This window comes from Robiginitalea marina, from assembly GCF_024006985.1.
Classification (GTDB): domain Bacteria; phylum Bacteroidota; class Bacteroidia; order Flavobacteriales; family Flavobacteriaceae; genus Robiginitalea; species Robiginitalea marina.
In genome coordinates, this window is record NZ_JAMXIB010000001.1 from 232,940 (window position 1) to 257,659 (window position 24,720).

The 24,720-nt window shown below is 55.1% G+C and carries 20 protein-coding genes; 11 read left to right on the top strand and 9 right to left on the bottom strand.

All coding sequences use genetic code 11. The features are described from left to right. The first annotated feature begins 13 nt into the window (after nucleotides 1-13). From NG653_RS00990 to NG653_RS01000, 3 genes are read left to right on the top strand one after another with little or no spacing between them, the layout of a single operon-like run. Nucleotides 14-769, top strand: a complete 756-nt coding sequence (locus NG653_RS00990; RefSeq protein WP_252739787.1) for a sulfite exporter TauE/SafE family protein — start codon at nucleotides 14-16, stop codon at nucleotides 767-769. An 11-nt stretch (nucleotides 770-780) separates the two neighbouring features. Then, nucleotides 781-1,428 (top strand): nitroreductase family protein, encoded by a 648-nt coding sequence (locus tag NG653_RS00995; protein ID WP_252739788.1) that lies wholly within the window; start codon nucleotides 781-783, stop codon nucleotides 1,426-1,428. An 8-nt stretch (nucleotides 1,429-1,436) separates the two neighbouring features. Beyond that, nucleotides 1,437-2,627, top strand: a complete 1,191-nt coding sequence (locus tag NG653_RS01000; protein ID WP_252739789.1) for a DegT/DnrJ/EryC1/StrS family aminotransferase — start codon at nucleotides 1,437-1,439, stop codon at nucleotides 2,625-2,627. Nucleotides 2,628-2,639: 12 nt separating this feature from the next. Here NG653_RS01000 and ribB read toward each other — a convergent pair whose 3' ends face one another. The 8 genes from ribB to NG653_RS01040 all read right to left on the bottom strand — a co-directional run bounded on the left by ribB (nucleotide 2,640) and on the right by NG653_RS01040 (nucleotide 12,227). Further along, a complete protein-coding gene (gene ribB / locus NG653_RS01005) occupies nucleotides 2,640-3,770 on the bottom strand; it encodes a 3,4-dihydroxy-2-butanone-4-phosphate synthase (RefSeq protein ID WP_252739790.1) in 1,131 nt (376 codons plus the stop codon). Between the two features lie 7 nt (nucleotides 3,771-3,777). Beyond that, entirely contained in the window at nucleotides 3,778-5,349 is a 1,572-nt protein-coding gene (locus NG653_RS01010; protein ID WP_256470374.1) for an LptF/LptG family permease, read from the bottom strand. A 3-nt stretch (nucleotides 5,350-5,352) separates the two neighbouring features. Next, complete coding sequence (gene lolA1, locus NG653_RS01015) at nucleotides 5,353-6,009, bottom strand: outer membrane lipoprotein periplasmic chaperone LolA1 (RefSeq protein WP_252739791.1); 657 nt, start codon at nucleotides 6,007-6,009, stop codon at nucleotides 5,353-5,355. A gap of 5 nt (nucleotides 6,010-6,014) precedes the next feature. After that, nucleotides 6,015-8,375 (bottom strand): FtsK/SpoIIIE family DNA translocase, encoded by a 2,361-nt coding sequence (locus NG653_RS01020; protein ID WP_252739792.1) that lies wholly within the window; start codon nucleotides 8,373-8,375, stop codon nucleotides 6,015-6,017. Between the two features lie 66 nt (nucleotides 8,376-8,441). After that, nucleotides 8,442-8,807, bottom strand: a complete 366-nt coding sequence (locus NG653_RS01025) for a diacylglycerol kinase family protein (protein ID WP_252739793.1) — start codon at nucleotides 8,805-8,807, stop codon at nucleotides 8,442-8,444. Continuing rightward, the gene (gene tpx / locus NG653_RS01030; RefSeq protein WP_252739794.1) at nucleotides 8,800-9,306 is read right to left on the bottom strand and encodes a thiol peroxidase; all 507 of its coding nucleotides are present in this window, start codon (nucleotides 9,304-9,306) and stop codon (nucleotides 8,800-8,802) included. The genes NG653_RS01025 and tpx overlap by 8 nt, the downstream gene beginning before the upstream one ends. A gap of 127 nt (nucleotides 9,307-9,433) precedes the next feature. After that, on the bottom strand, nucleotides 9,434-10,921 hold the full coding sequence (nhaC, locus tag NG653_RS01035) for a Na+/H+ antiporter NhaC (RefSeq protein WP_252739795.1): 1,488 nt from the start codon (nucleotides 10,919-10,921) through the stop codon (nucleotides 9,434-9,436). 85 nt (nucleotides 10,922-11,006) lie between these two features. After that, the gene (locus NG653_RS01040) at nucleotides 11,007-12,227 is read right to left on the bottom strand and encodes a PLP-dependent transferase (protein ID WP_252739796.1); all 1,221 of its coding nucleotides are present in this window, start codon (nucleotides 12,225-12,227) and stop codon (nucleotides 11,007-11,009) included. 157 nt (nucleotides 12,228-12,384) lie between these two features. Between NG653_RS01040 and NG653_RS01045 the strand changes: the two genes are divergently transcribed. Then, on the top strand, nucleotides 12,385-12,837 hold the full coding sequence (locus tag NG653_RS01045; protein ID WP_252739797.1) for an Lrp/AsnC family transcriptional regulator: 453 nt from the start codon (nucleotides 12,385-12,387) through the stop codon (nucleotides 12,835-12,837). A 106-nt stretch (nucleotides 12,838-12,943) separates the two neighbouring features. Beyond that, a complete protein-coding gene (gene lpdA, locus NG653_RS01050; protein WP_252739798.1) occupies nucleotides 12,944-14,344 on the top strand; it encodes a dihydrolipoyl dehydrogenase in 1,401 nt (466 codons plus the stop codon). Nucleotides 14,345-14,376: 32 nt separating this feature from the next. Here the strand turns inward: lpdA and NG653_RS01055 are convergent, their stop codons facing one another. Beyond that, nucleotides 14,377-15,576, bottom strand: a complete 1,200-nt coding sequence (locus NG653_RS01055; RefSeq protein WP_252739799.1) for an acyltransferase family protein — start codon at nucleotides 15,574-15,576, stop codon at nucleotides 14,377-14,379. A gap of 110 nt (nucleotides 15,577-15,686) precedes the next feature. Between NG653_RS01055 and NG653_RS01060 the strand changes: the two genes are divergently transcribed. The 6 genes from NG653_RS01060 (at nucleotide 15,687) to NG653_RS01085 (ending at nucleotide 24,604) form a co-directional block, all read left to right on the top strand. Next, nucleotides 15,687-16,223 (top strand): NADPH-dependent FMN reductase, encoded by a 537-nt coding sequence (locus tag NG653_RS01060; protein WP_252739800.1) that lies wholly within the window; start codon nucleotides 15,687-15,689, stop codon nucleotides 16,221-16,223. Nucleotides 16,224-16,265: 42 nt separating this feature from the next. After that, nucleotides 16,266-17,129: an alpha/beta hydrolase gene (locus NG653_RS01065; RefSeq protein ID WP_252739801.1), complete on the top strand. Its 864-nt coding sequence runs from the start codon at nucleotides 16,266-16,268 to the stop codon at nucleotides 17,127-17,129. Beyond that, nucleotides 17,078-18,490 carry a tRNA lysidine(34) synthetase TilS gene (gene tilS / locus NG653_RS01070; protein ID WP_252739802.1) on the top strand — a complete coding sequence of 471 codons (1,413 nt, stop codon included), beginning with the start codon at nucleotides 17,078-17,080 and terminating at the stop codon, nucleotides 18,488-18,490. Before NG653_RS01065 ends, tilS begins: the two co-directional genes overlap by 52 nt. A gap of 14 nt (nucleotides 18,491-18,504) precedes the next feature. After that, nucleotides 18,505-20,496, top strand: coding sequence for a protein-disulfide reductase DsbD family protein (locus NG653_RS01075; RefSeq protein ID WP_252739803.1), 1,992 nt, complete (start codon nucleotides 18,505-18,507; stop codon nucleotides 20,494-20,496). 66 nt (nucleotides 20,497-20,562) lie between these two features. Continuing rightward, complete coding sequence (locus tag NG653_RS01080) at nucleotides 20,563-22,953, top strand: penicillin acylase family protein (RefSeq protein ID WP_252739804.1); 2,391 nt, start codon at nucleotides 20,563-20,565, stop codon at nucleotides 22,951-22,953. A 112-nt stretch (nucleotides 22,954-23,065) separates the two neighbouring features. Next, complete coding sequence (locus NG653_RS01085; protein WP_252739805.1) at nucleotides 23,066-24,604, top strand: YifB family Mg chelatase-like AAA ATPase; 1,539 nt, start codon at nucleotides 23,066-23,068, stop codon at nucleotides 24,602-24,604. The last annotated feature ends 116 nt before the right edge of the window (nucleotides 24,605-24,720 follow it).

The window sequence follows — 24,720 nt, forward strand, 5'->3', positions numbered from 1 at the left end:
TACTTTTGCGCCTATGGATGCCTGGTACCATTACCTGCTGCTGGTCGGGATCGGCTTTATAGTGGGGTTTATCAACACAGTGGCCGGGGGGGCTTCCCTGATCTCCCTGCCCATACTCATTTTCCTGGGCCTACCCCCTGCCGTGGCAAACGGTACGAACCGGGTCGCCATCGTGCTGCAGAACGCCATAGCCGTGGCAGGCTTTCGCAGCAAGGGGGTAAGCACCTTTCCCTTCAACATATATCTGGGGGTGTCCGCCCTGTTGGGCTCAGTGCTGGGGGCATACATTGCCGTCGACATCAAGGGGGAAACCTTTAATCGTATCCTGGCCATCATCATGGTGGTCGTGGTACTTATTATTGTGTTCAAGCCGAAGGTGAACATTTCAGAGCTGGAGGAACGCCTCAATGGGAAATACCGGTGGTTAGGGATGCTGGCTTTCTTCTTTATCGGGATCTACGGGGGGTTCATCAATGCGGGGATCGGCTTTGTCATCATCCTGTTCCTGCACTATTTCCACAGGCTTTCCCTGGTGAAGGCCAATGCCACCAAGGTTGCGGTGGTCTTCCTGTATACCCTGGCCGCCCTGGTGGTTTTTGTCCTCAACGATAAGGTTATCTGGAAGGTCGGGCTTGTCCTGGCAGTGGGCAATGGCCTGGGGGCCTGGTTTTCAAGCCGGATTTCGGTGAACAAGGGAGACGGGTACATCAAGGTTTTCCTGGTGGGCATGGTCATCGTTATGGGTATTAAACTTTGGTTTTTCACCTAGACCTTTTCCTTATGGCAGACCTCATTGAATCGTTGCACTGGCGTTACGCCGTTAAAAAATTCGATCGCAATCGCCGGTTGCCTCAGGCTCAGGTCGAAAAACTGAAGGAAGCCTTCAACCTGACGGCTACTTCCTACGGGCTCCAGCCCATCCGCATGGCAGTCCTCTGCAACCGGGCCACACAGGAATCCCTGGTGGCACATTCCTACGGGCAGCGACAGGTGGCCGATGCCTCCCATGTGTTTATTATTTGCACCGAAGACCGCATCGACCGGGAGTATATCGAGGGGTATTTTGACCGGGTACGGGATACCCGCGGCACTTCGGAGGAAATCCTGGAACCCTACCGCAAGTCGATGATCGAAAGCTTCCGGCGGAAAACCCCGGAGGAAATCCGGGCTTGGGCTACCCAACAGGCCTATCTGGCACTGGGAAATTTACTTACGGCCTGTGCCGTGGAACGCATCGATTCCTGCCCGATGGAAGGCTTTGTTTCCCGGGCCTATGGGGAGGTCCTCGGGCTTTCCGACAAGGGACTCACCCCGGTACTGGTGCTCCCCGTAGGGTTCCGGGCCGCAGATGATCCGTTTTCGGGCTTCCGAAAAGTGCGGAGGCCAGCGGCAGAATCGGTAATAACTTTAGGAGACACGACAGAATAATAAAACGCATGCCTGGATTTGAATTGTTTGGAGACAAGGAACGGGAGTCCGTTCAAAAGGCCCTGGAAACCGGGGTATTGATGCGATATGGCTTTGACGCTATGCGCGGGGGTCGATGGATGGCAAGTGACCTGGAAAGCGCCCTGGCCAAAAGGATGAACACCGAATACGCCCACCTGGTGAGCAGTGGCACTGCTGCACTTACCGTTGCCCTGGCCAGTGCCGGGGTAGGGGCCGGGGATGAAGTCATCGTGCCCACCTTTACCTTTGTGGCCAGTTTTGAAGCCGTCCTGGCCCTGGGTGCCATCCCGGTCCTTTGCGATATCGACGATACGCTAACCCTTGACCCGGAGGCGGTAAGGCGCGCCATTACCGCGCGCACCAAAGTCATTATGCCGGTACACATGTGCGGGTCGATGGCCGACCTTGGCGCGCTCAAAACCATAGCGGACGAGTATGGACTCCTGCTGCTGGAAGATGCCTGCCAGGCCATTGGGGGCACCTATAACGGCCAGCCCCTTGGAACGATCGGCGAGGTGGGATGCTTTTCCTTCGACTATGTCAAGACCATTACCTGCGGGGAAGGCGGCGCCCTGGTTACCCGTTCCAGGGACCTCTATGAAAAAGCCCAGGCCTTCAGCGACCACGGGCACGACCACATTGGCTCAGACCGGGGGGCCGAAGGGCATCCGCATCTGGGGTTTAATTTCCGGATTTCGGAATTGAATGCCGCGGTTGGGCTTGCGCAATTGGCGCGCCTGGATGAATTCCTGGACAAACAAAAGGCGCATTATGCCCGCCTGCGCCAGGCGATTTCCGGATTGCCCGGAGTGGAATTCCGACGCGTCCCGGAAGGCGGGGTGGAAAACTATTCGTTCCTGAATTTTTTCCTGTCCGATGAAACCACAGCCAGGAGAGCCAGGCAGGCACTTTTAGCAGCCGGGGTTGACGGGGTGTTTTACTGGTATGATAACAACTGGCATTACCACAGGCGGTGGGACCACTTCAAAGAACTCCGCTCCCTTTACCGTTTTCCAGAACTGATTCGGGAGCGACTGGTCAGCATTAATGGCAGGGACTTTGCCGCCTCGGACCACTGGATGGGCCGTAACCTTTCCCTACTGGTCAAGTTGGGGTGGGACGGGCAGGAGCTGGAGGCCCGTGCCCAGGCGATGGCCCGGGCACTTTCTTCCCTTTAGTCCGGGTAGGGTTTAGTAGGGTACATATTCGAGTATTTCCAGGCCGTACCCCACAATCCCCACCCTTTTGGCTTGCTGGCTGTTGGTCATCAGCCGCAGCTTACGGATGCGCAGATCATGCAGGATTTGTGCCCCTATGCCGAAATCCTTGTGGTCCATGGGGATGCCAGGGGCTTTCCACAGGCCTTTCTGCTGGTTTTCCTTCAGCCCCTTAAGGCGCTGTAGCAGGTTGTACGACTCGCTTTGCTGGTTGATAAAGAGGATGGCCCCCTGGCCTTCCTCATTCAGTAGCCGGAACATGTCGTCCAGTTTCTTGTCTGCGTCGGTGGTGAGGGTCCCCAGGATGTCGTTGTTCACCAGGGTGGAATTGATGCGGGTAAGCACCGGGTCTCCCGTTTTCCAGCTTCCTTTGGTCAGGGCCAGGTGTACCTGGTCGTTGGTGGTTTGCTGGTAGGCGTGCAGGTGGAAGTCCCCGAAACGGGTTTTTACGTCGAAGGATTCCTTTTTCCGTATCAGGCTGTCGTGTTCCATCCGGTAGGCGACCAGGTCCTCGATGGAAACCAGCTTTAACCCGAATCGCCTTGCCACCTGCACCAATTGCGGCAAACGCGCCATGGTCCCGTCTTCATTGAGGATTTCCACCAGGATACCCGCCGGGGCGAATCCGGCAAGCCGGGCAAAATCGACAGCGGCTTCGGTGTGGCCGGTGCGGCGCAACACCCCTCCATTCTTTGCCCGCAGCGGGAAGATGTGCCCCGGCCTGCCCAGGTCCGAGGGTCGGGTTGCAGGGTCTACCAGGGATTTAATGGTACTGGCCCGGTCGTGGACAGAGATCCCCGTGGTGCAGCCGTGCCCGAGCAGGTCCACCGACACGGTGAATTGGGTATGGTGCAGCACGGTATTGTTTTCTACCATCATATTCAGGTCCAGTTCCTTGCAGCGCGCTTCTGTGAGTGGGGCGCAGATCAGGCCCCTACCATGGGTGGCCATGAAATTGATCATCTCAGGGGTAACCTTTTCCGCAGCGGCAATGAAATCCCCTTCATTCTCGCGGTTTTCATCATCCACCACAATGATCACCCTGCCTTCCCGGATATCGGCTATGGCCGCTTCAATCGAATCCAGTTGAATCTTTTCTTTCATCAGTGCATTAGGCTGTTGCCTTTTTTTTCCGGAAACGGGAAAGCCGCTCCTTCCAGATGTCTATAAAATGCCCGAAGCTCATCAGCCCCCGGTCGGCAGTGGCCCTCCGCGTCAGCGAGATGCCCATAGGAAGCATGATAAGGGTGGGGAGCCAGGCCCCTAAAATGGGATGGATGTTGCCCTCCTTGGCATAGTTGCTGGCAAAGACGCCAAAAAAGTAATACGCCAGGAACAAAACGATGGCGATTACCATGGGCAGTCCCAGGCCTCCTTTTCGGATAATCGCCCCCAGGGGGGCACCGACAAAGAAGAGGATGATACAGGAAAAAGCCAGGGCGAACTTCTTATGCAGGCTCAGGATATGCATGTTATAGCGCTTGTAACTCATTTCGAGTTCTTCCCGTTTCCCCCGTACCGAATTGAGGATATTTTTAACCGAATTTGAGGAAGCATCAAGGATCTGCCCGACTTCAAAGGGTTTAAAGCCACTCAGGAGGTCCCCCCCCGTTATTTCCCGCTTGGGTTTTTGGGGTACGGCCGGCGAGGTACTGTCCCGGGCCGGAATCCGGGTAAAACTGGCTGGCGGCTGGGTCTCAACGGAAACAGGGGATGAAACCGCAGGGGCTGAAGACGAATCCCTTTCAACGGGTTCCACCCGGGGCAGGGTATCCTGGTCCCTTACCGGGAAAGCCCCCATCCGCGTGGTGATGTTTTTGGAAAATGCGCTAACCAGTTTTTTGTTGTGGTCCTCAATGGAATCGATATCGATGATCAGGCGGGAAACATTTTTCATCTTATCGGTCTCCACGTTTCGGTCCGCTTCCAGGTCTTCCATATTGTCGGGCAGTTCGATGTTCATCACGTAGGTATCGAAATCGGCCCTGGTAAAGGGGTGCTGTTTGCCTTCAACGCCCGATTTGGCGATGAGTTCCTCGTAGTAGTGACCGTCCTTCAGCACCAGTTGTATGATGTCGGAGCCCTCGCCACTGACCAGTTCGCCCTTGCGGGCCTTGATCACGGTTGTATTCCGCTGCAGGTTCGACTTCATGTGGATGATCACATTTTCCAGAAAACGGTCGTTCTCCCCGTATTTGCGGTCTACCTTGATGTTGCGCCCTTCAAAATCGCTGAAGACCCCTTCGACAATTACCGCAGCGGGTTTCAGGGTGGCGATATTGCGCCTCAGGTTGTATATTTTCTGTTCCGAAATAGGGATGACCGTATTGGCAAAATAAAAGGTCACCCCTCCCAGGAAGACCACAAAAACGATCAGGGAAAGCATGGAACGCTGCAGGGAAATCCCGCAGGCTTTCATGGCCGCAAATTCATAGTTTTCAGCAAATGCCCCGAAGGTCAGGATAGAGGAGAGCAGCACCGTAAGGGGCAGGACTTTTTCGGTTAGGTTGGGCATCAGGTAAAAAAGGAACTTGGCGATTATCACCAGGTCCAGGCCCTTTCCCGCAAGGTCGTCAATGAAGAGCCAGATCGTCTGGAAGATGAAAATGAACATCAGGATCACAAACGAACTGAAAAAATTCAACAGGAACCTCTTCAGGATGTATTGGTCGAGGATTCGCAAGCCCTAGTTTCTTATGATATAGTACCCTTCTTCCCTGTACTTCTTCTCATCAAAGGTAAATAAGGTTTTCGACAGGGGCTGGTTGGTTTTAAAAGAATTAACAGTGATGGTGGTTTTGGTCCCGTTTTTACCGGTCTCGATAAGTTTGTAGATGTGCCGGGTTTCCGCGTCAATGCCCAGAAGGATGCTGGCCACTTCTGAATTGGAATCGATGGGGGTCAACCGCACGTACTGGATTTTACGGCCCTGGACGTTCTGCAGGATGTCCCAGGCATAGTTATGGCCCTGCCGGTAGAATGTCAGCATCCGCGAGGGGCTCACCGAACCGCTGTCTTCGGACTTATCCTCGATGGTGACCTCCTCATTTTCCGGGACGATGGTATACACCTTTTTGCCATCATACAGCTGTTCTGCCCCCATATAATTCAGGTAATACAAATCTCCTTTGAGGGTTACGTTCCCGCGGGTTTCCTGCCGCACATTGGCCTCGCTGTTATACAGGTCGAATTTAAAGTCTACCACGATATTATCATATCCCCTGACTTTCTCGTAAACTTCATCCAACAGGGCCCTGGCCTTTGCGGCTTCCTGGGCATTTCCAACATGGAGGGAAAAACAGAACAATACAGTCAATACGCGCAACAGGTGTTTAGGTTTCATGGTCGCTATTGGGTTTCATTTTTTAAGAATTCATGGAGTGTGGTAAGGTCCGGGATCATGACCTGTCGGGCTTTGCTGCCCTCAAAAGGTCCCACGATCCCTGCCGCCTCCAGCTGGTCGATGATACGGCCGGCGCGGTTGTAACCAAGTTTTAGCTTCCTTTGGATCAGGGAAGCGGACCCCTGTTGGGCCGCAACAATCACTTCGGCAGCCTCGCGGAACATGGCATCGCGCTCCTCAATGCTGTAATCAATCCCTGTGCCAGAGTCCTCATCCTCGTATTCCGGAAGCAGGTGGGCATCGGGGTACCCCCTTTGGGAACCGATGTACTCTGTAATTTTGGCCACTTCCGGGGTGTCAACAAAGGCGCACTGTAGTCGGATCAGTTCATTGCCCTGGGTGAAAAGCATGTCGCCCCGACCAATTAGCTGGTCTGCCCCCTGCGTATCCAGGATGGTGCGGGAGTCGATCTTGGAGGTAACCCTGAAGGCAATCCGTGCCGGGAAGTTTGCCTTTATCAACCCGGTAATCACATTGACCGAAGGCCGCTGGGTGGCAATCACAAGGTGGATGCCTATCGCACGGGCCAGCTGGGCAAGCCGGGCGATGGGGGTTTCCACTTCCTTTCCCGCAGACATTATCAGGTCTGCGAACTCGTCAATCACCAGCACGATATAGGGCAGGTACCGGTGCCCGTCATTCGGGTTTAGCTTTCGGGCCCTGAATTTAACGTTGTATTCCTTGATGTTCCTCACCAGTGCCGCCTTGAGCAGTTCATAGCGGTGGTCCATTTCAATGCAGAGCGAATTCAGCGTATGGATAACTTTGGTGTTGTCGGTAATGATCGCGTCCTCGCTGTTGGGGAGCTTGGCCAGGAAGTGCCGTTCAATTTTGTTGTAAAGGGTGAGTTCCACCTTCTTGGGGTCTACCAATACGAATTTGACCTCAGCCGGGTGTTTTTTATACAACAGGGAGGTAAGGATGGCGTTCAGGCCCACCGACTTACCCTGGCCTGTGGCTCCCGCCATGAGGAGGTGGGGCATCTTGGCGAGGTCCACCACAAAGGTCTCGTTACTAATCGTCTTGCCGAAGGCAATGGGAAGCTGCATCTCGGCATTCTGGAATTTTTTGGAGGCGATCACCGTCCTCATGGAAACCACCGTCGGGTTTTTGTTGGGCACCTCGATGCCGATGGTTCCCTTTCCGGGGATCGGGGCGATGATCCGGATCCCAAGGGCTGCCAGGGAAAGGGCGATATCGTCTTCCAGGTTTTTGATTTTTGAAATGCGGATGCCCGCGTCCGGGACAATTTCATAAAGGGTCACCGTGGGCCCTATGGTCGCTTTGATCTGGGCAATGCCGATTTTATAATTCCTCAGCGTATCGACAATCTTGTTCTTGTTCTCTTCCAGTTCTTCCTGGTTGATGGTAATGCCACCCCCGGCCCCGTGTGAATCGAGCAGGTCGAGGTGCGGAAATTTGTAGTTGGAAAGCTCCAGGGTAGGGTCAAATTCCCCGAAGTCCTCGACCAGCTTCCGGGCCAGGAGCTCGGTTTCCTCAGATTCCTCCGGGCCACTGGATACCTCGATTTGGAGCTCTTCTTCGGGTGCGGCAACTTCCGCAGGGACGGTTTCCTGTTCCCCTTCAAGGGGCGGGATATCCTTTTTGTGGGTGTAGGGATCGGGGCTTTCGAACTCCGGGTCTTCATCCGGGTCACTTCCAGAGGGCAAATCCGTGATGGATTCCGGAACGGCTGCTGTAGCCGGGGTGGGGCCGCCGAGTTTATCCTTCAGGCGCTTCAGGTTGCCCGTAACCCCCTCCGGGGTAAGTTTAAACAAGCGCACCAGGATAATGGTCAATCCAAACAACACCAAAAGGAAGACCCCGATCTTTCCGGTATAATCCTGAAGGAAGTCGTTTATCTCATACCCCACAAGGCCTCCAAGCAGGGGCTGGGCGGCCCCGAAGAACCCCAGGGTTACCGAAGTCCAGATCAGCAGGACAAGGCCCCAGACCCATTTCCCGACAAGGCCGCGCAAGGGCATCCCCAGGAAAAGGTAAAGCCCGGTCAGGCCGAGCAGGATGGGAAAGGCAAAGGAAGCCAGGCCAAACCCCCTGTACATAAAGAAATGGCTTACCCCCGCCCCAAATTTGTTAAGCAGGTTCCGGGCCGAACGGTTCCTGTCTGCAAATTCGGTGAGTAGGCTTTGGTCGTCCTGCCAGGTGAAGTAAAAGGATACAAAACTGAAGAAAAGGGCCAGGCTCAAAAGGATCAGGAGGCTGCCCAGGATTACCTTATTTTGCCTGGACAACCCCTTGTGCGCTCGCTTTTGGGTCGGGGTGGTTTTCCGTTTCTTCTTGGCCATATCATTTTGTTGGGGAAACAGGGCTAAAATACAAATTTAAGGAGGAAGGGGGATGGTGTCGCTGCCCTAAAAAATCCGGGGGAGGTAAATGATCAGGCCGGCAATACTGGCCATAATAGAGGCCAGAAGGACAGCCCCCGCCGAGATGTCCTTCACTTTCCCGATCCGCTCATCGTGTCCGGGCTGTATATAATCTGCCAGTTTTTCCACCGCGGTGTTCACCCCCTCGATGCCCATGACCATTCCGATTGCCAAAAGCTGAACCATCCATTCCGTTGGGGAAATCCGGAAGTACCAGCCGGCAACGGTTACAGCCACTGCGATGCCGGCCTGGACCTGAATGCTTCCTTCTGTGGAAAGCAACAGCCAGGCGCCTTTAAAGGCATACCCCACACTCCTGATGCGGTCCCTGATAAAATGGCGTTCAGGCATGGGTTACGGCTTCCAGGGCAGCCTGGTAACTGGGCTCGTCCACGATTTCCGGAACCTGTTCCGTGTAGACCACCCTGCCCTGGGTATCCAGAACAACTACTGCCCTGGAATGCAGGGGCGCCAGAGGCCCGTCAGCAAAACTAAGCCCATAGGCCTCCCCAAAATTGCCGTCCCTGAAATCGGAGAGCATTTGAACATTGTCAATCCCTTCGGCCCCGCAAAACCGGGCCTGGGCAAAGGGAAGGTCCTTAGAGACACAAAGCACCACGGTATTATCCAGGGCCGCAGCCTCCTTGTTGAAGGCGCGGACCGACTGCGCGCAAGTACCCGTATCCACGCTGGGAAAGATATTGAAAACCACCTTTTTCCCCTTGAAATCATGCAGGTTTGCCGTGGAAAGGTCCCCGCGGGTTAGTGCAAAATCCGGGGCAAGGCTTCCCACTGCGGGAAGTTGTCCGACTGTGTGGAGTTCATTCCCCTTTAAAGTAACTGTAGCCATATTATTTTTTTCGCGAAGGTAGTAAAAAAGCATCATTAAGGTGGCTATCCGGAGGTGGTAAGCGTCCTTTGCCCTTCTGGCCGGAAGAGCAACACAGTAACCCCTTCCGGGTTCCGACAGGTCGGGATTATGCCCCGGCTTTTGCAGCCAGCTTCTTGATTTTTATCCCCAGGGCGGCGAAGAAAAGGGTCGTCATCGGGCTCAGCCAGTTAAAAATGGCAAAGAAAAAGTATTCCGCCACGGGCACGCCAAGTACGCCGCTATGGTAGGCCCCGCAGGTATTCCAGGGGATCAGCACCGAGGTAACCGTTCCGGAATCTTCGAGGGTCCGGCTGAGGTTTTCAGGGGCAAGCCCGCGGTCTTCATAGGCCTTGGCAAACATTTTTCCAGGGACTACAATGGCCAGGTACTGGTCAGAAGCGGTGATGTTAAGGGCCACACAGCTGCCCACGGTGCTGGCAAAAAGGCTGAAGGTGGACCTGGCCATGGAGAGTAGCCCCTGGGTAATGCGCGAAAGGGCCCCGATGCCGTCCATAATTCCCCCGAAGACCATGGCACAGACAATCAGCCAGATGGTCCCCAGCATCCCCTTCATCCCCTTGGCGGTAAACAGTTCATTCAGGGCAGGGTTGTCGGTTTCAATGGAAGTATTCACGGTGATGGCATTCAGGATGCCTTTATATCCCGACTGGAAATCGAGCTGGGAAGCCCCCGTAATGCCGGCAACTACCCCGGGCTGGAAGATCAGGGCAAAAACCCCGCCGAGCAGGGTGCCCACCAACAGCGCCACCAGGGGTGGCGTTTTTCTGACGATCATGAGGATGACCACCAGGGGCACGATGAACAGCCAGCCGCTGATGTTGAAGGCGCTTTTGATGGAATCCAGGATACCCTGGGTATCGGCCTCCCCTGAGGTATCGATCGAAAACCCGAGAATAACAAAGACCACAAGGGTTATTAAAATGGTCGGGGTGGTGGTGAGGGCCATGTACCGGATGTGGCTGAAGAGTTCGCCCCCGGCCATGGCAGGGGCCAGGTTGGTGGTGTCGCTCAGGGGGGACATCTTATCGCCAAAATAGGCGCCGGAGAGGATTGCCCCTGCCGTCATCCCCAGGGAAATGTCGAGGGCATCCCCAATGCCGACCAGGGCAATGCCCACAGTGGCTGACGTGGTCCAGCTGCTTCCCGTGGCTATGGAGATAATGGCGCTGATCACCACACAGGCCGCCAGAAAAATAGTTGGGTTCAGGATTTGCAGCCCGTAATAAATCATCGCCGGGATGATCCCGCTGATCAGCCAGGTCCCGGCCAGGGCACCCACCATGAGAAGGATCAGCAGGGCTCCCGTGGTGGATTTTATGTTTTCGGCCACCTCAGCCAGCATCTGCTTGAAACTTACCTTATTGTAGAACCCAACCACCGCGGCCACTGCCCCCCCCATCAGGAGGATGAACTGGTTGGACCCGCTTATGGCATCGTCTCCGAAGACATACACATTATAGGCGAGCATCCCCACCAGGGCGATCACGGGGATCAGGGCTTCCCAAAGGGAAAGTTCTTTGTTTTCTACAATATGTTCGTTTTCCCGGTAATGCTGTTTGGTGGATTTTGCCATAGGTTGGTAGGGTGTCGATTGGTCGCTTTAGCGGGTAATAATACAACAATGATCGCTCCCATGCAACCCTTCCGGAAGTGGGGGATCAGGCCCTCATTTCCTTAACCGGCACGATATCAAGGCGCTCCATACACGATTTCATGCGCAGGTAGGTGCGTTCAATATCGTGGTCGAGCCCTATGGAAAAACGGATCAACCCGTCGCTCAGGCCCATGGCCTTTTGTTCAGTTTCAGGGATTTCCGATGACGTAGAGGTCCCGGGAGCACTGAACAGGGTTTTGTAAAACCCTAAACTCACGGCCAGATACCCCAGGTTTTCCTTTTGCATCTGTTCCATCAGGGAATTGGCCTTCTCCAGGGAATGCGCGTCGAGGGTAAGGATGCCCCCGTAGCCATACTGACTGACCATCTGTCTGGTCATCAATGCATGGCCCGGGTGTGAGGCCAGCCCGGGGTAGACTACCCGAAGCCCGTCGGCTTCAAACCGCTCGGCCAGGTAGTGCGCATTCTCACTGTGCTTTGACATTCTCAGGTGTAGGGTCCTCATATTCTTAAGGATGGACGCGGCGCGAAGGCTGTCCAGGGTGCTCCCCAGGAGTATGCCTGCGCCATCGTTCACATCTTTCAGGGCCAGGCAAAAATCCCTGCTGCCGCAAATGGCCCCGGCCACAGTATCGCTGGTCCCATTGATGAATTTGGTGAGGCTGTGGATCACGATATGCGCCCCGAGCCGGGCTGGGGCAATGGAAAGGGGGGTGAAAGTATTGTCGACTGCCAGGGGGATCTGGCGGCTGTTGGCAATCTGCGCGAGGCCCCCGATATCGGCCACTTCCAGCAGCGGGTTGCTGACGGCCTCGCAGTATATCATTTTGGTATTTGGCCGGAGGGCGGCCCTGACAGCTTCCAGGTTAGTGATGTCCACAAAACTGACCTCAATGCGGAAGCGCTTCAGGAAGTTTTTAAGGAAGGCATAGGTGCCTCCGTATATGGTCCGGCTGCTGATCAGGTGGTCCCCGCTGGAACAAAGTTGCAGGATCACCGCCGTGATGGCGCCCATGCCACTTGCGGTAACGTTGGCTGCCTCCGTCCCTTCAAGCGCAGCAAGGGCTTCCCCGAGGTAGAGGTTAGAAGGGGAGGAGTGCCGGCTGTACAGGTAGCAGCCCTCCGTATTTCCCTCAAAGGTGTCAAACATGGTCTTTGCCGAAAGGAAGGTGTAGGTAGAGGAGTCGGAGATCGAGGGGTTTACCCCGCCAAATTCCCCGAAGTATTGAAGGTCCTGGATGGCATCGGATGCGTTATAGTCCATGATTAAGGTTGTTTTATCTGTAAAACTATCAGAAACATTACAAAATGTCAATCATATAACGATAATATAGAAAAAATATCTATATATACTATATATTTAGATGAAATATCTAAACAGGTATATCAAATCGGGCTTAACACGATAATATTGCAATGCTATGGACGCGACAGACAAACAGCTGCTGAACTTCCTCCAGGAAAACGCGAAGCTGACGACCAAGGCCCTTTCCGTTAAACTTGGGCTTTCCCCGACCGCCGTATACGAACGCATCAGGAGGCTTGAGCGAACAGGGTTCATTTCCAGGTATGTAGCCTTGCTGGATCCCGGAAAAGTGCACAGGAATTTCCGGGTTTTCTGCCAGGTAAAACTCAACCAGCATATCAAACCCCATGTGCTGTCCTTTGAAAAGGAAGTACAAAAACTGGACGAGGTGGTTACCGCCCACCACCTGGGGGGGGAATTTGACTACCTGCTGGAGATTTGTGTGAGGGACATGCAGGAATACCGCGAATTCATGGTGGCGAAGCTAACGGCGATCCCGTATATCGGGAGTACCCAGAGCTCCTTTGTGATCAATACGGTAAAGCACACCACGCGCCTGCCCCTGTAAGGAGAATACCCGGGGTCGCCCGGGGCGACCAGTGCGGCCAAAGAAAAAACATTCGTACTTTTACCCGCGGGAATGATGATAATTGCCCAACCCTTAAACCCACCTTATGAAAACATATGATGTAGCCATCATTGGCTCTGGTCCTGGAGGATATGTAGCTGCCATTCGCTGCGCCCAGTTGGGGATGAAAACTGCATTGATTGAAAAATACAGCTCCCTGGGCGGGACCTGCCTCAATGTAGGCTGTATCCCCTCCAAAGCCCTGCTGGATTCCAGCCACCATTACCACGATGCCATAACCCATTTTGAAGCCCATGGTATCGATATCCCCGGGGAGATAAAGGTGAACCTGAAAAAGATGATTGAGCGCAAGCAGGGGGTAGTGGACCAAACCACCAGGGGAATCGATTTTTTGATGGAAAAAAACAAGGTAGATGTCTACCACGGCCTTGGAAGTTTCAGGGATGCCACCCACCTTGTGATAAAGGGGGAAACCGAAACCGAAATCGAAGCCAAAAACACCATTATTGCCACGGGGTCTAAACCCGCTTCCCTGCCCTTTATCTCCCTCGACAAAGAGCGGGTGATTACTTCCACGGAGGCCCTCAGCCTGGGGAAGGTCCCGAAGCACATGGTCATCATAGGCGGAGGGGTCATAGGGCTGGAGCTTGGCCAGGTATACCTGCGCCTGGGCGCGGAGGTAAGCGTGGTGGAATACATGGACCGCATCATCCCGGGCATGGATGCCGGCCTCTCGCGTGAACTCATGAAGGTTTTGAAAAAGCAGGGCATGAAGTTTTACCTCTCACACAAGGTAACCGCCGTAACCCGCAAGGGCAGGAAAGTCACCGTGAAAGCCCTGGACAAGAAAGAGGCGGAAGTTTCCCTGGAAGGGGATTATTGCCTGGTTTCCGTGGGAAGGCGGCCTTATACGGAAGGGCTCAACGCGGAAGCCGCGGGAGTGACCCTTAATGACCGTGGACAGGTAGTGGTCAATGACCACTTGCAGACCAGCATCCCCAACATCTATGCTATCGGCGATGTGGTCCGGGGCCAGATGCTGGCGCATAAGGCCGAAGAGGAAGGCGTGATGGTGGCCGAGATTCTGGCAGGCCAAAAGCCCCACCTCGACTACAACCTGATCCCGGGGGTAGTCTATACCTGGCCCGAAGTGGCCTCAGTGGGAAAAACCGAAGAACAGCTCAGGGAAGAAGGGGTCGCCTATAAAACAGGCCAATTTCCCATGCGTGCCCTGGGGCGCTCCCGCGCCAGTATGGATACGGATGGTTTTGTAAAGATCCTGGCTGACCAGCAAACCGACGAAGTACTTGGGGTCCATATGATTGGCGCCCGGGTGGCGGACCTGATCGCCGAAGCCGTAACGGCTATGGAGTTCCGTGCTTCTGCGGAAGATATTGCCCGCATGAGCCATGCCCACCCCACCTATGCGGAGGCGGTGAAAGAAGCGGCATTGGCAGCCACCGGTGACCGGCCCCTGCACACCTGAATCGCGTTAAGGAATAGCTGTTGGCTTCCGGGTTAAATCCGTTCCTGGGCCCCTTTCAGGAAACGCAACAGGCGCAACACCTGTACCCTTACCAGGCGGAAGGCCTGTAACAGGGCCTGTTCTCCCGTAGTTTTCAATAAGAGGGCCACCCCGGTAGCTTTGGCCTTTATCAGGCCTTCGTTCCGATCGTACCAAAGGGCCAGCATAGTGCTTATCGCCATAAAGGCCAGGGCACCGGGAATGGCACTGGACGGGGAAAGGCTGTGGTGGAGGAACCTGTACAGGCCAATCCCCAAAAGGCTGCCATAGAGCACCATAAAATGGATCACGTAAATGGCCAGGGTATTTTGCCCGATCTTAAGGAATACTTCCCGCTGCAACAGCCCCCTGAGCGCCATAAATACGGCAAAGACCACAAAAACATTCCCCAGGCGGATAAAAAGGTAGTTGTTTGAGGCGACCTGGTCAAACAGGGGTATCCCGGAAAGGGAACCTGCCCAAATGAATACGGGAGAGGAGGCCCAGACGAGCAGGGCGCCTGCCGCCAGGGAGGCCCCGATGCTTTTGAGGTAGCGATACCGGTCTTCCCTTAACGCGCGGAAGGCCATGGAGAGAAACCCGCCTATGAATGCATAACCCACCCACGGAAATATCGTAAACACCGAGCCATTGGCCCGGGTGAAATAGTTGGCCAGGGGGAGGGGCAGCATCGAATAGTCCCAGGATTTGTAAAGGGGTTCAAACAGGAAAAGGAGTACCCCAAAGCCCAGGAGGAGGCCACCCATACCCCTGTATCCCCTCGCTTTGGTAAGGGCATAAACCCCTACGATAAACAGGAGGGAAATTCCTATGCAGTGTAATACATCCACCTGGTAAGAAGTGGGATAGAATTCCCCTTTGAACAGGCCGAAGAGGTTGGTCCGCAACAGGTATCCGATCAGGATGAGTTGCAACCCCCGTTTGATCCCTTTTCGGATCCGTGGGTTATCGAGCCCCTGGTTCGGGGACCCAAGGAGAAGGTAGGTAAATATAAACCCGGAAACCGTGAAGAAAACCGGGGCGGTAATCCCGCGGAAATAGCTCCAAAGGGCAAAGGCGCCATTGGCCGGGTCACTGAAAACGGGGTCGAGCAGGGCGTCAATGAAGTGACCCTGGAGCATCATCAGGATGGCCCATGCCCTCATGGCATCTATAAAAAAAAGGCGTTTTTCCCGGGTTCCCATATTATGCATGCCCTATATACTTCGAAAACAGGGTGTTTGGATGTTTCAGGGCGCAAAATTAGACAAAAAATGATCAGGAGATACGTAAATCCGGTATTTTCGCAGGAAACCGAATGCTTATGTCTCCTATTCTCGCAACGGCAGGAAGCAATTCCTCCACGTCCATCAATTACCAACTGGTGAAGTATACAGCCGGCCTCGCCCCGGAGGGAACTGTAAAACTGATGGAACTCGCCCGCCATTCCTATCCCATGTACAGCGAGGACCTTGAGAAGGAGCAGGGTATTCCCGGGGCCATAAAGGAACTCCTTGAGGACCTTCGGGAATGCAGGGGCCTGATCCTTTCCGTGAACGAACACAATGGAAACCCCTCGGCCTTCTTCAAGAACATCCTCGACTGGTTGTCGAGGGCCGATCGCAATTTCATGGCAGATACCCCGGTTTTGCTGATGTCCGCCTCAGGAGGGAAACGGGGTGCCTCAGGTTCCCTGGCGGTGGTGGAGCAAATGTTGCCGAGATTCGGGGCAACTATTGTTTCGACCTTCTCCCTGCCCTCGTACTATGAAAATTTTGACCCGGAATCCGGGATAACCGGCCCGGAATTGCGCCAAAAGCACCAAAGTGCCCTAAACGCTTTCCTTTCAGCGCTGGACTAGGGCCTACACCTGCCCGCGAACGGTTTTAAAGCCAGAATACCAATGGATAAGGTTGCCAAAGAAGATTTTACAGGGGTATGGGAGGGGGTTCCCATCCATGGGTTTTGGGCCCTGCCTCCGGCCCCGAATGGAATGATTGTCCTGGTCCATGGATTCGGGGAACATTCGGGCCGTTACCTGGACGGGGTCGTACCCTTTTTTAATGATCTCAACTGGGGCGTTTTCGCCTTTGACCTGGTCGGACACGGGAAATCCGGGGGGCGCAGGGGACATTGCCAGGGGTATGAACAGTTGCTGGCGTTGGTCACCCGGGGTTTTCAAACCGTCCGGGCACGGATGCCCGGCTTGCCTGTGGTCCTTTTCGGCCACAGCATGGGAGGGAACCTGGTCCTGAATACTGTACTCCGAGAGCTGGTTGACCCCGGGGGGATCATCGCCAGCAGCCCATACCTCAGGCTGGCTTTCCAGCCGCCGGCCTGGAAATGGCAACTGGGAAAGCTCCTGGAAAAAGTGGCGCCAGGGGTTACGGTGGCTGCGGGCCTGGATCCGGCAGGCATTTCACGCGACCCGTCTGAAGTAAAGACATATCGGGAAGACCCTTTGGTCCATGACCGCGTTAGCCCCAGGTACTCCTTTCCGGTGATCGCCGCAGGGGAGTGGGCCCTGGACCATGCGGCAGCCCTTTCGGTGCCTGCCCTGCTGCTTCATGGCACGGCCGACCCCATTATCGACCCGGAGGGAAGCCGGGCATTTCAGGGACAATCGGCCATGGCCAGTCTGGTGCTTATTGAAGGCGGGTACCATGAACTCCACCACGACCCTGACCGCAAGGTGTATTTTGAGGCGATCGGAGAGTGGATGAGGATGCAGTTTCCCCCGGTTCCCGATGGGGTGGCCAGCCCCTGAACCGGGCCCGTAAACAATTTTGTACCTACCTTTGCGGGGTGTACCAGCAGTTTGAGACCCATATTGCCAAATACTTTCCCGAACTACGGGAAAACCCCTTCCTGCTGGCTTGTAGCGGAGGGTTGGATAGCGTGGTCCTCTCGCACCTTTGCGCTTCCCTGGAGCTCCGGTTCGAACTGGCCCACGCCAATTTTCAGCTCAGGGGTAAAGAGAGTGACCTGGACCAGGAATTCGTAGAAGATCTGGGAAAAAATATCCACCGTAGGGTTCACGTAAAATGCTTTGATACAAATGCATACCTTACCCAAAATAAACTAAATGTTCAACAGGCGGCCAGGGACCTCCGCTATGGGTGGTTCCGGGACCTTCTCCGCGAACGGCAACTGGCTTTTACCGTGACCGCACACCAGGCCGACGACCAGCTGGAAACTTTTTTGATCAACCTCACCAGGGGCAGCGGACTGAGGGGACTTAGCGGGATCCCGGATACTGCCCCCGGGCTACGGAGGCCGCTTCTGGCCTTTCCAAGGGACTCCATCCGGTCTTATGCCACAAAGAACCAGATCGCCTGGCGGGAGGATAGCTCCAATTTACAGGACTATTACCTTCGAAACCGCCTGCGCCACAGGGTGATCCCGGCCCTAAGGGAAGCGGATTCACGCTTTGCTGAAAATTTCAGCAGGTCCCTCGATTTCCTGAAAGGGAGTAAGGCCCTTGTCGACAACCATATCGGGGAGGTGCGCGAACGGCTTTTCCGAAACGAGGGAAATCTGGTGCGCATCGCCCTGGAGGAACTGAGAGCCCTCCATCCGAGGCGGGCTTACCTGCATGAGCTTTTTCAGCCGTTTGGCTTTACGGACTGGGAAGCCCTGGAGCGACTGCTGCATTCCGCCAGTGGCAGGGAAATCCTTTCCCCGACCCATGGGCTGTTGAAAGACCGGGACGCATTTTTGCTCCGGCCGCTCGGGGAGGATGTGCATGGGCCCATTATGTTGGACCATGGGGGCGCGGGCGTGCATGAACAGGTACCGCTAAAGATTTCGGTGGTCGGGGAAATGGGGGAACCCGCTTCCAACGTACTATATTTAGATAAAAATGCGTTAAACAATGGATTGCACCTGCGCAGGTGGAAGAAGGGAGACTATTTTTATCCCCTCGGCATGAAAGGGAAACAGAAAATCTCCAAATACTTCAAAGACCATAAGTTCAACCGCTACGAAAAGGAGGCGCAATGGCTCCTTTGCAGCGGCGATGAAGTGGTTTGGATCGTTGGAAGGCGTGCCGACGACCGGTTTAAAGTCAGGGAAACAACAACAGAAATTCTAAAGATCCAGTGGCTCGATTCGCAAGACTTCTCTTAGTCATAAGTTCTATTTTGATTTGCCTGCCCGTGTCGGGCCAGGTAGGCAATACCCCGGTGGTCACCTGGTCGCAGGACCTGATTCGGGTTTCCGACAGTACTTATACCCTTGTAATGGAAGCTTCCATTGCCGAGGGGTGGCACCTGTATTCCCAGCATACCGCCGACGGGGGAGCATTACCTACCGAGTTCCTGTTTGTCGGTGCCGGAGAGGGATATGAGGTCCTGGGGCCGGTTTCCGAAAGTGCCTCCCAAACAGCCTACAGCGATATTTTCGAGGTGGAGGAAACCTTTTTCACCGGGAATGCCCGCTTTACCCAGGAGGTCCTGGTTCTGAACCCGAACCTGGCCGGCATACAGGTCGATGTGTTCTACCAGGTCTGTGAGGAAGTTTGCATCGGAGGGGAACACACCTTCCTTTTTTCCCTTGCCGGAACGCCCTTCCTCGGGGAGCAGCTGGAAGTGGATGAGCGGTCCGTCACCCTGGGGCAAGGCCTGGTCCTGGACCTGAGGAACCCCGAAAGGCTGGACGGGGAGGGGAATGCCGCTTCAATGCAGGAACCCCGGGGGGGGTGGGTGATTTTCGGACTGGGCTTTCTCGGTGGGCTGGTAGCCCTGCTCACCCCCTGTGTTTTTCCGATGATCCCGCTCACTGTTTCCTTTTTTACCAAACAGTCGGGAAGCCGTTCACGGGGTATAGGCAATGCCATGTTCTATGGGTTTTCCATCGTACTGATCTATTTCCTGCTCAGCCTCCCGTTCCACCTTTTTGATTCGGTAGATTCCCAGCTGCTGAATTCCATGGCCACCAACATCTGGCTGAATTTGTTTTTCTTTTTGGTTTTCGCAGTGTTTGCCTTTTCTTTTTTCGGCTACTACGAGCTAACCCTCCCGTCTTCATGGGCTTCCGGGGCCGACTCGGCTTCGAGCCGGATAGGAGGGGGCATTGGCATTTTCTTTATGGCCCTGACCCTGGCTATCGTCTCCTTTTCCTGCACGGGGCCAATCCTTGGGGGGCTATTGGGAAGCACTGCCCTGGCTGAGGGGGATGTGGCCTATAACCTCACTTATGGGATGTTGGGTTTCGGGCTTGCCCTGGCGCTGCCCTTTGCCCTGTTCGCCCTGTTTCCCTCATGGCTGCAAAAATTGCCGAGTTCGGGGGGGTGGATGGAAACCGTAAAGGTCGTCCTGGGCTTCCTGGAACTGGCCCTGGCCCTGAAGTTCCTCTCCAATGCCGACCTGGTCGGAAACTGGGGCCTGCTCAAACGGGAGGTCTTCCTCGGCCTCTGGATTGTTCTCGCCCTTTTGCTGACGGCCTACCTGCTGGGGCGGTTCCGCTTTAAGCCCTCCGGGGCCAGGACGAAAATCACCCCCTGGAGGGTCGGGGGGAGTGTGCTGCTCTTGGCCTTTTCAGCCTATCTTGCTTACGGGATGGTTACCGGGGCACCCCTCAAACTCCTCAGCGGGTTCCCACCCCCGGACTTTTACAGCCTGGGGCAAAACGATGTGGACTGCCCCCTGGGCCTCGATTGCCAGAAGGATTTCGAGCAGGGGCTGCAACTTGCCCGGTCGACCGGAAAACCCATCCTGCTCGATTTCACCGGGTGGGCCTGCGTGAATTGCCGGAAAATGGAAGAACAGGTCTGGAGCGACCCTGAAATCTTCCGCCTGCTGCGCGACGAATTTGTGCTTATCTCGCTCTATGTAGATGACCGCACCCCGCTCCCCGAAGGGGAACAGTTTACCTTTGAATTCCCTTCAGGAAAGCGAAAACGGATCGAAACCACCGGGGATTTCTGGAGTACCTTCCAGAATGCCAATTTCAGCGCGGTTTCCCAACCTTATTACGTGTTGTTGTCGCCCGGCCTGGAAGTCCTTGGGCCTGCCATACAAAACACAGATGCCGCCACCTATGAATCCTGGCTTCTCAAAGGCCTTGAACGTTTTAAATCGAATCCCGGGCTGGTCGAATCCGATGGGCTGAAAATGGTCCGCTCCGTATTCTGAGTACACGGGTTGTTTTCTATTCGATAAAGGGATTATCTTTAGGGGCATTTCCAGATACCGACACCCTTGAAACGACTCAAACGCATCCTGGCCGTCCTGGCCCTGCTCCTGTTCCTGGTTTTCGTGGCCGGGTTTTTCTTTGTACAACACCTTAAGCCCGAGTATGAAGGGGAAAGGCCGATGCCGGAGTTGAAAGATTCGGTGACGGTCTATTTCGATTCCTATGGCATCCCCCATATTTATGCCGAAAACGAAGCGGACGCCTTCAAGGCCCTGGGGTACGTGCACGCCCAGGACCGGCTCTGGCAGATGGAATTGCTTCGGCGGATCGCGCCTGGCAGGTTGTCAGAGGTTTTCGGGCCCGATGCGGTGGAGAATGACAAATTGTTTCTTGGCCTGGGGATTGACGAGGCTACCCGGGATATCCTGGCAAAAATAAATCCGGCTTCACCTGCAGTGGCACTTGCCCAGGCGTACCTGGATGGGATCAACCAATACATCGAGGAGGGATCGACCCCGATAGAGTTTTATTTTACCGGGATTGACAAAACCCCTTTTTCGCTGGAAGACGTGTACAATACGGTGGGGTACATGGCGTTCAGCTTTGCCATGGCCCATAAAACAGACCCATTCCTTATGGAGGTACACGATCGGTTGGGCATGGAATACGTAGCGGAACTGCTTGGGAACTCGCCTTCCAACACGACGATGATTCGCACTTTCGACTCCCGTTTCCCTGCGGATTCTTCCCATCGGCTAACCGCTGAAATCAGGGAGCTTCTCCGTAAGACCCCCGTTCCGGCCCTCGAGGGCAGCAACTCCTGGGTGCTTGGCCCGTCTAAAACCAAAAGCGGCAAGGTCATTTTGGCCAACGACCCCCATATCGGATTTGCACAGCCTTCCGTATGGTACGAGGCCCATATCGTCACCCCTGGGTATGAGAAATACGGGTACTACCTGGCAGGGGTCCCGTATCCGCTGTTGGGACATGACCGCAATATCGCCTATGGGCTTACCATGTTTGAGAATGACGATATCGATTTTTATACCGAAACCACTGATCCGCAGGACAGTTCCCGTTACCGCAGGCCCGGGGGTTGGGGCACCTTTGAGGAAATCGAAAAAAAGATTGTCGTAAAAGATGCAAACCCGGTAAGGTTCCGGTACCGGAAAACCGACCGGGGGCCCGTACTCAACGATGCCCTGAAAACAATAAAGGAAACCGGGCCGGTTAGTATGTCCTGGGTCTATACCCAAGGCGAGAACGAAGTCCTGGAAGCCCTCTACGGAATTAGCCACTCCCGGGAAATAGGCGATTTTGAAAAGGCGGTTGAAAAGATCCATGCCCCCGGGCTGAATGTCATGTACGGGGATGCCGAGGGCAATGTAGCCTGGTGGGGCGCTGCCCGGATTTCCATGCATCCGGACAGCCTGTCGACCAAGTTGTTCCTCGATGGCGCCACGGTGGAGCCCCCTGCACCGGTGCCCTTCCGAAATAACCCGCGCGCCATTAACCCTCCCTGGGGGTACGTATATTCGGCCAACAACCAGGCAGATACCATACAGTACGGGAACATTCCCGGGTACTACCTGCCGGAGAACCGGGCGAGGCGAATCGAGGCGTTGCTCGAACCCAGGAATGACTGGGACCTCAAAGCTGCCATGGAAATGATCACGGACGTCACTTCGCCCGTGAATCCGGAAATTGTGAGGGAACTGGCTGCGGAAATACCTGAAGCTGACCTTGACGGGGAGGCCAAACGCATGCTCGAAGCCCTGGGCCAATGGGATGGTACAGCGGACCTGGACAGTAAGGAAAGCGTACTTTTCCACAGGTGGGTGTATGAATTCCTAAGGGGAACCTTCCGCGATGAACTGGGCGCGGACGGGTTTGAATCCCTGCTGAGCACGCACCTGGTCAAGCGCCTGATTTCCCCTATGGCCCGAAAGGCCGAATCGGTTTGGTGGGACGATATCGGGACGCCCGAAGTGGTGGAAGACAAGCAACGCATCGTCAGGCAGGCTTTTCAGAAGGCCGTGGCTTCAATACAATCGGACTTTGGTGGCTATGAAGGCGATTGGGGCTGGAAGGACGTTCACACTTTGGAATTCAACCATCCCTTCGGGAGGGTGGAGTCCCTGAGGTCCTATTTCAATGTGGGGCCGTTTCCGGTAAACGGGACCAGGGAAGTCATCAACAACCTGATGTTCCCCTATGACTCCACCGGATACTACAAGGTAAGTGCCGGGCCGTCGACCCGCAGGATCATCGATTTTTCCAACATAGGGGAAAGCATGAGCATCCTCCCCACAGGCCAGTCGGGAAACCCCTTCAGCCCGCATTACAACGACCAGGCAGAGATGTACCTGCAAGGCAAATTCCGGAAGATGCTCCTGGAAAAAGCGGAGATTGAGGCCCAGGCCAAATCCATACTTGTTTTCCGCCCGGGGGAATAGGCATTTCGAGGCAGGAAGCCCCCTGCGCACCGATTCGTCTCCGCAAACCGCCTTCCCCTGCAAGGCCCCTTCAGGGCCTGGGTGTATTTTCGGGCGGTAAATTCTATGGACAATGCTCGCAAAAGTCTTTGGGGGAGCTGTTTTTGGCATCGAGGCTATCCTGGTAACCCTGGAGGTAAACATCGATAAAGGGGTGGGGTACCACCTGGTAGGCCTGCCCGATAATGCCATAAGGGAAAGCAATTACCGTATCGCTGCCGCCCTGCTGAACAACGGACACCACATTCCCGGCAAGAAAATCACCATCAATATGGCCCCGGCCGACCTGCGCAAGGAGGGCACGGCCTATGACCTCCCGCTGGCCCTCGGAATCCTGGTGGCCTCCGGGCAGCTTAAGGCCGGGGCGCTTTCGGATTTCCTCATTATGGGCGAATTATCACTGGATGGGACCCTGCATCCAATTAAAGGGGCACTGCCGATTGCCCTCTGCGCACGGGGATCGGGGTTTAAAGGGATGATACTTCCAATGGAAAATGCGGAGGAAGCCGCCGTGGTCGAGGGGATCGAAGTGCGGGCGGCAAGCAGCCTGGCAGAGGTTATATTGTTTTTTTCCGGCCTCGGGGACCTGCCCCTGGCCCATTTTACAATGGGGGAATCCGCTGGGATCCCCGAAGCAGACCTGCCCGATTTCAGCGAAGTCAGGGGCCAGGAAACCGTTAAGCGGTGCATGGAGATCGCAGCCTCCGGAGGCCACAACATTATCCTTATCGGCCCCCCGGGCTCGGGAAAAACCATGCTGGCGAAGCGGCTTCCCGGAATCCTTCCGCCCATGACCCTCGAGGAATCCCTCGAAACCACCAAAATCCACAGTGTTGTCGGCGGGGATACCAAAACGGGACTGATCAGGCAACGTCCCTTTCGCAGCCCGCACCATACGATTTCAGATGTTGCCCTGGTCGGAGGGGGTTCCTATCCCCAGCCCGGGGAAATTTCCCTGGCTCATAACGGCATTTTATTCCTGGACGAGCTTCCCGAATTCAAAAGGCATGTCCTGGAAGTCATGCGCCAACCTTTGGAAGACCGGCAGGTCACTATTTCCAGAGCCCGCTTTACGATTACCTACCCCAGCAGTTTTATGTTGGTCGCCAGCATGAACCCAAGCCCGTCCGGGTACTTCAATTCCCCGGGGGAAAAGGGGTTTACCAATACCCCATTGGAAATGCAGCGATACCTGAACCGCATTTCCGGCCCCTTACTGGACCGGATTGACATCCACATGGAGGTAAGCCCGGTGCCCTTTGAGCAGATAGCCTCACACCACAAAGGGGAAAAGAGCTCAGACATCAGGCAACGGGTGGTGGAAGCCAGGAACCGCCAGTTAAACCGCTTTCGGGCCTACCCCGAGCTGCATTGCAATGCACAGATGGGAACCCGCCTGATCCGCAGGTATTGCCGCCTGGAAGCCGGGCCGCTAAAGCTCCTGAAGGAGGCCATGGACCGTCTGGACCTCTCGGCCCGGGCTTACGACCGGATACTGAAACTGGCCCGCACCATTGCCGACCTCGAAGGCAGTGCCGAAATCCGGGAGGCACACCTGTCGGAGGCCATCCAGTACCGGTCCCTGGACCGGGAAGGGTGGCTGGGGCAATGAGGCCCTATGGGGCCCCTTAAACCTGCTTATAACAAACGGGCAGTCCGGTATACATGAATTCAAAGCGTTTCCCGTTGCCAGGGTATTTTCCCGGACATCAATTACTCACTATGGGC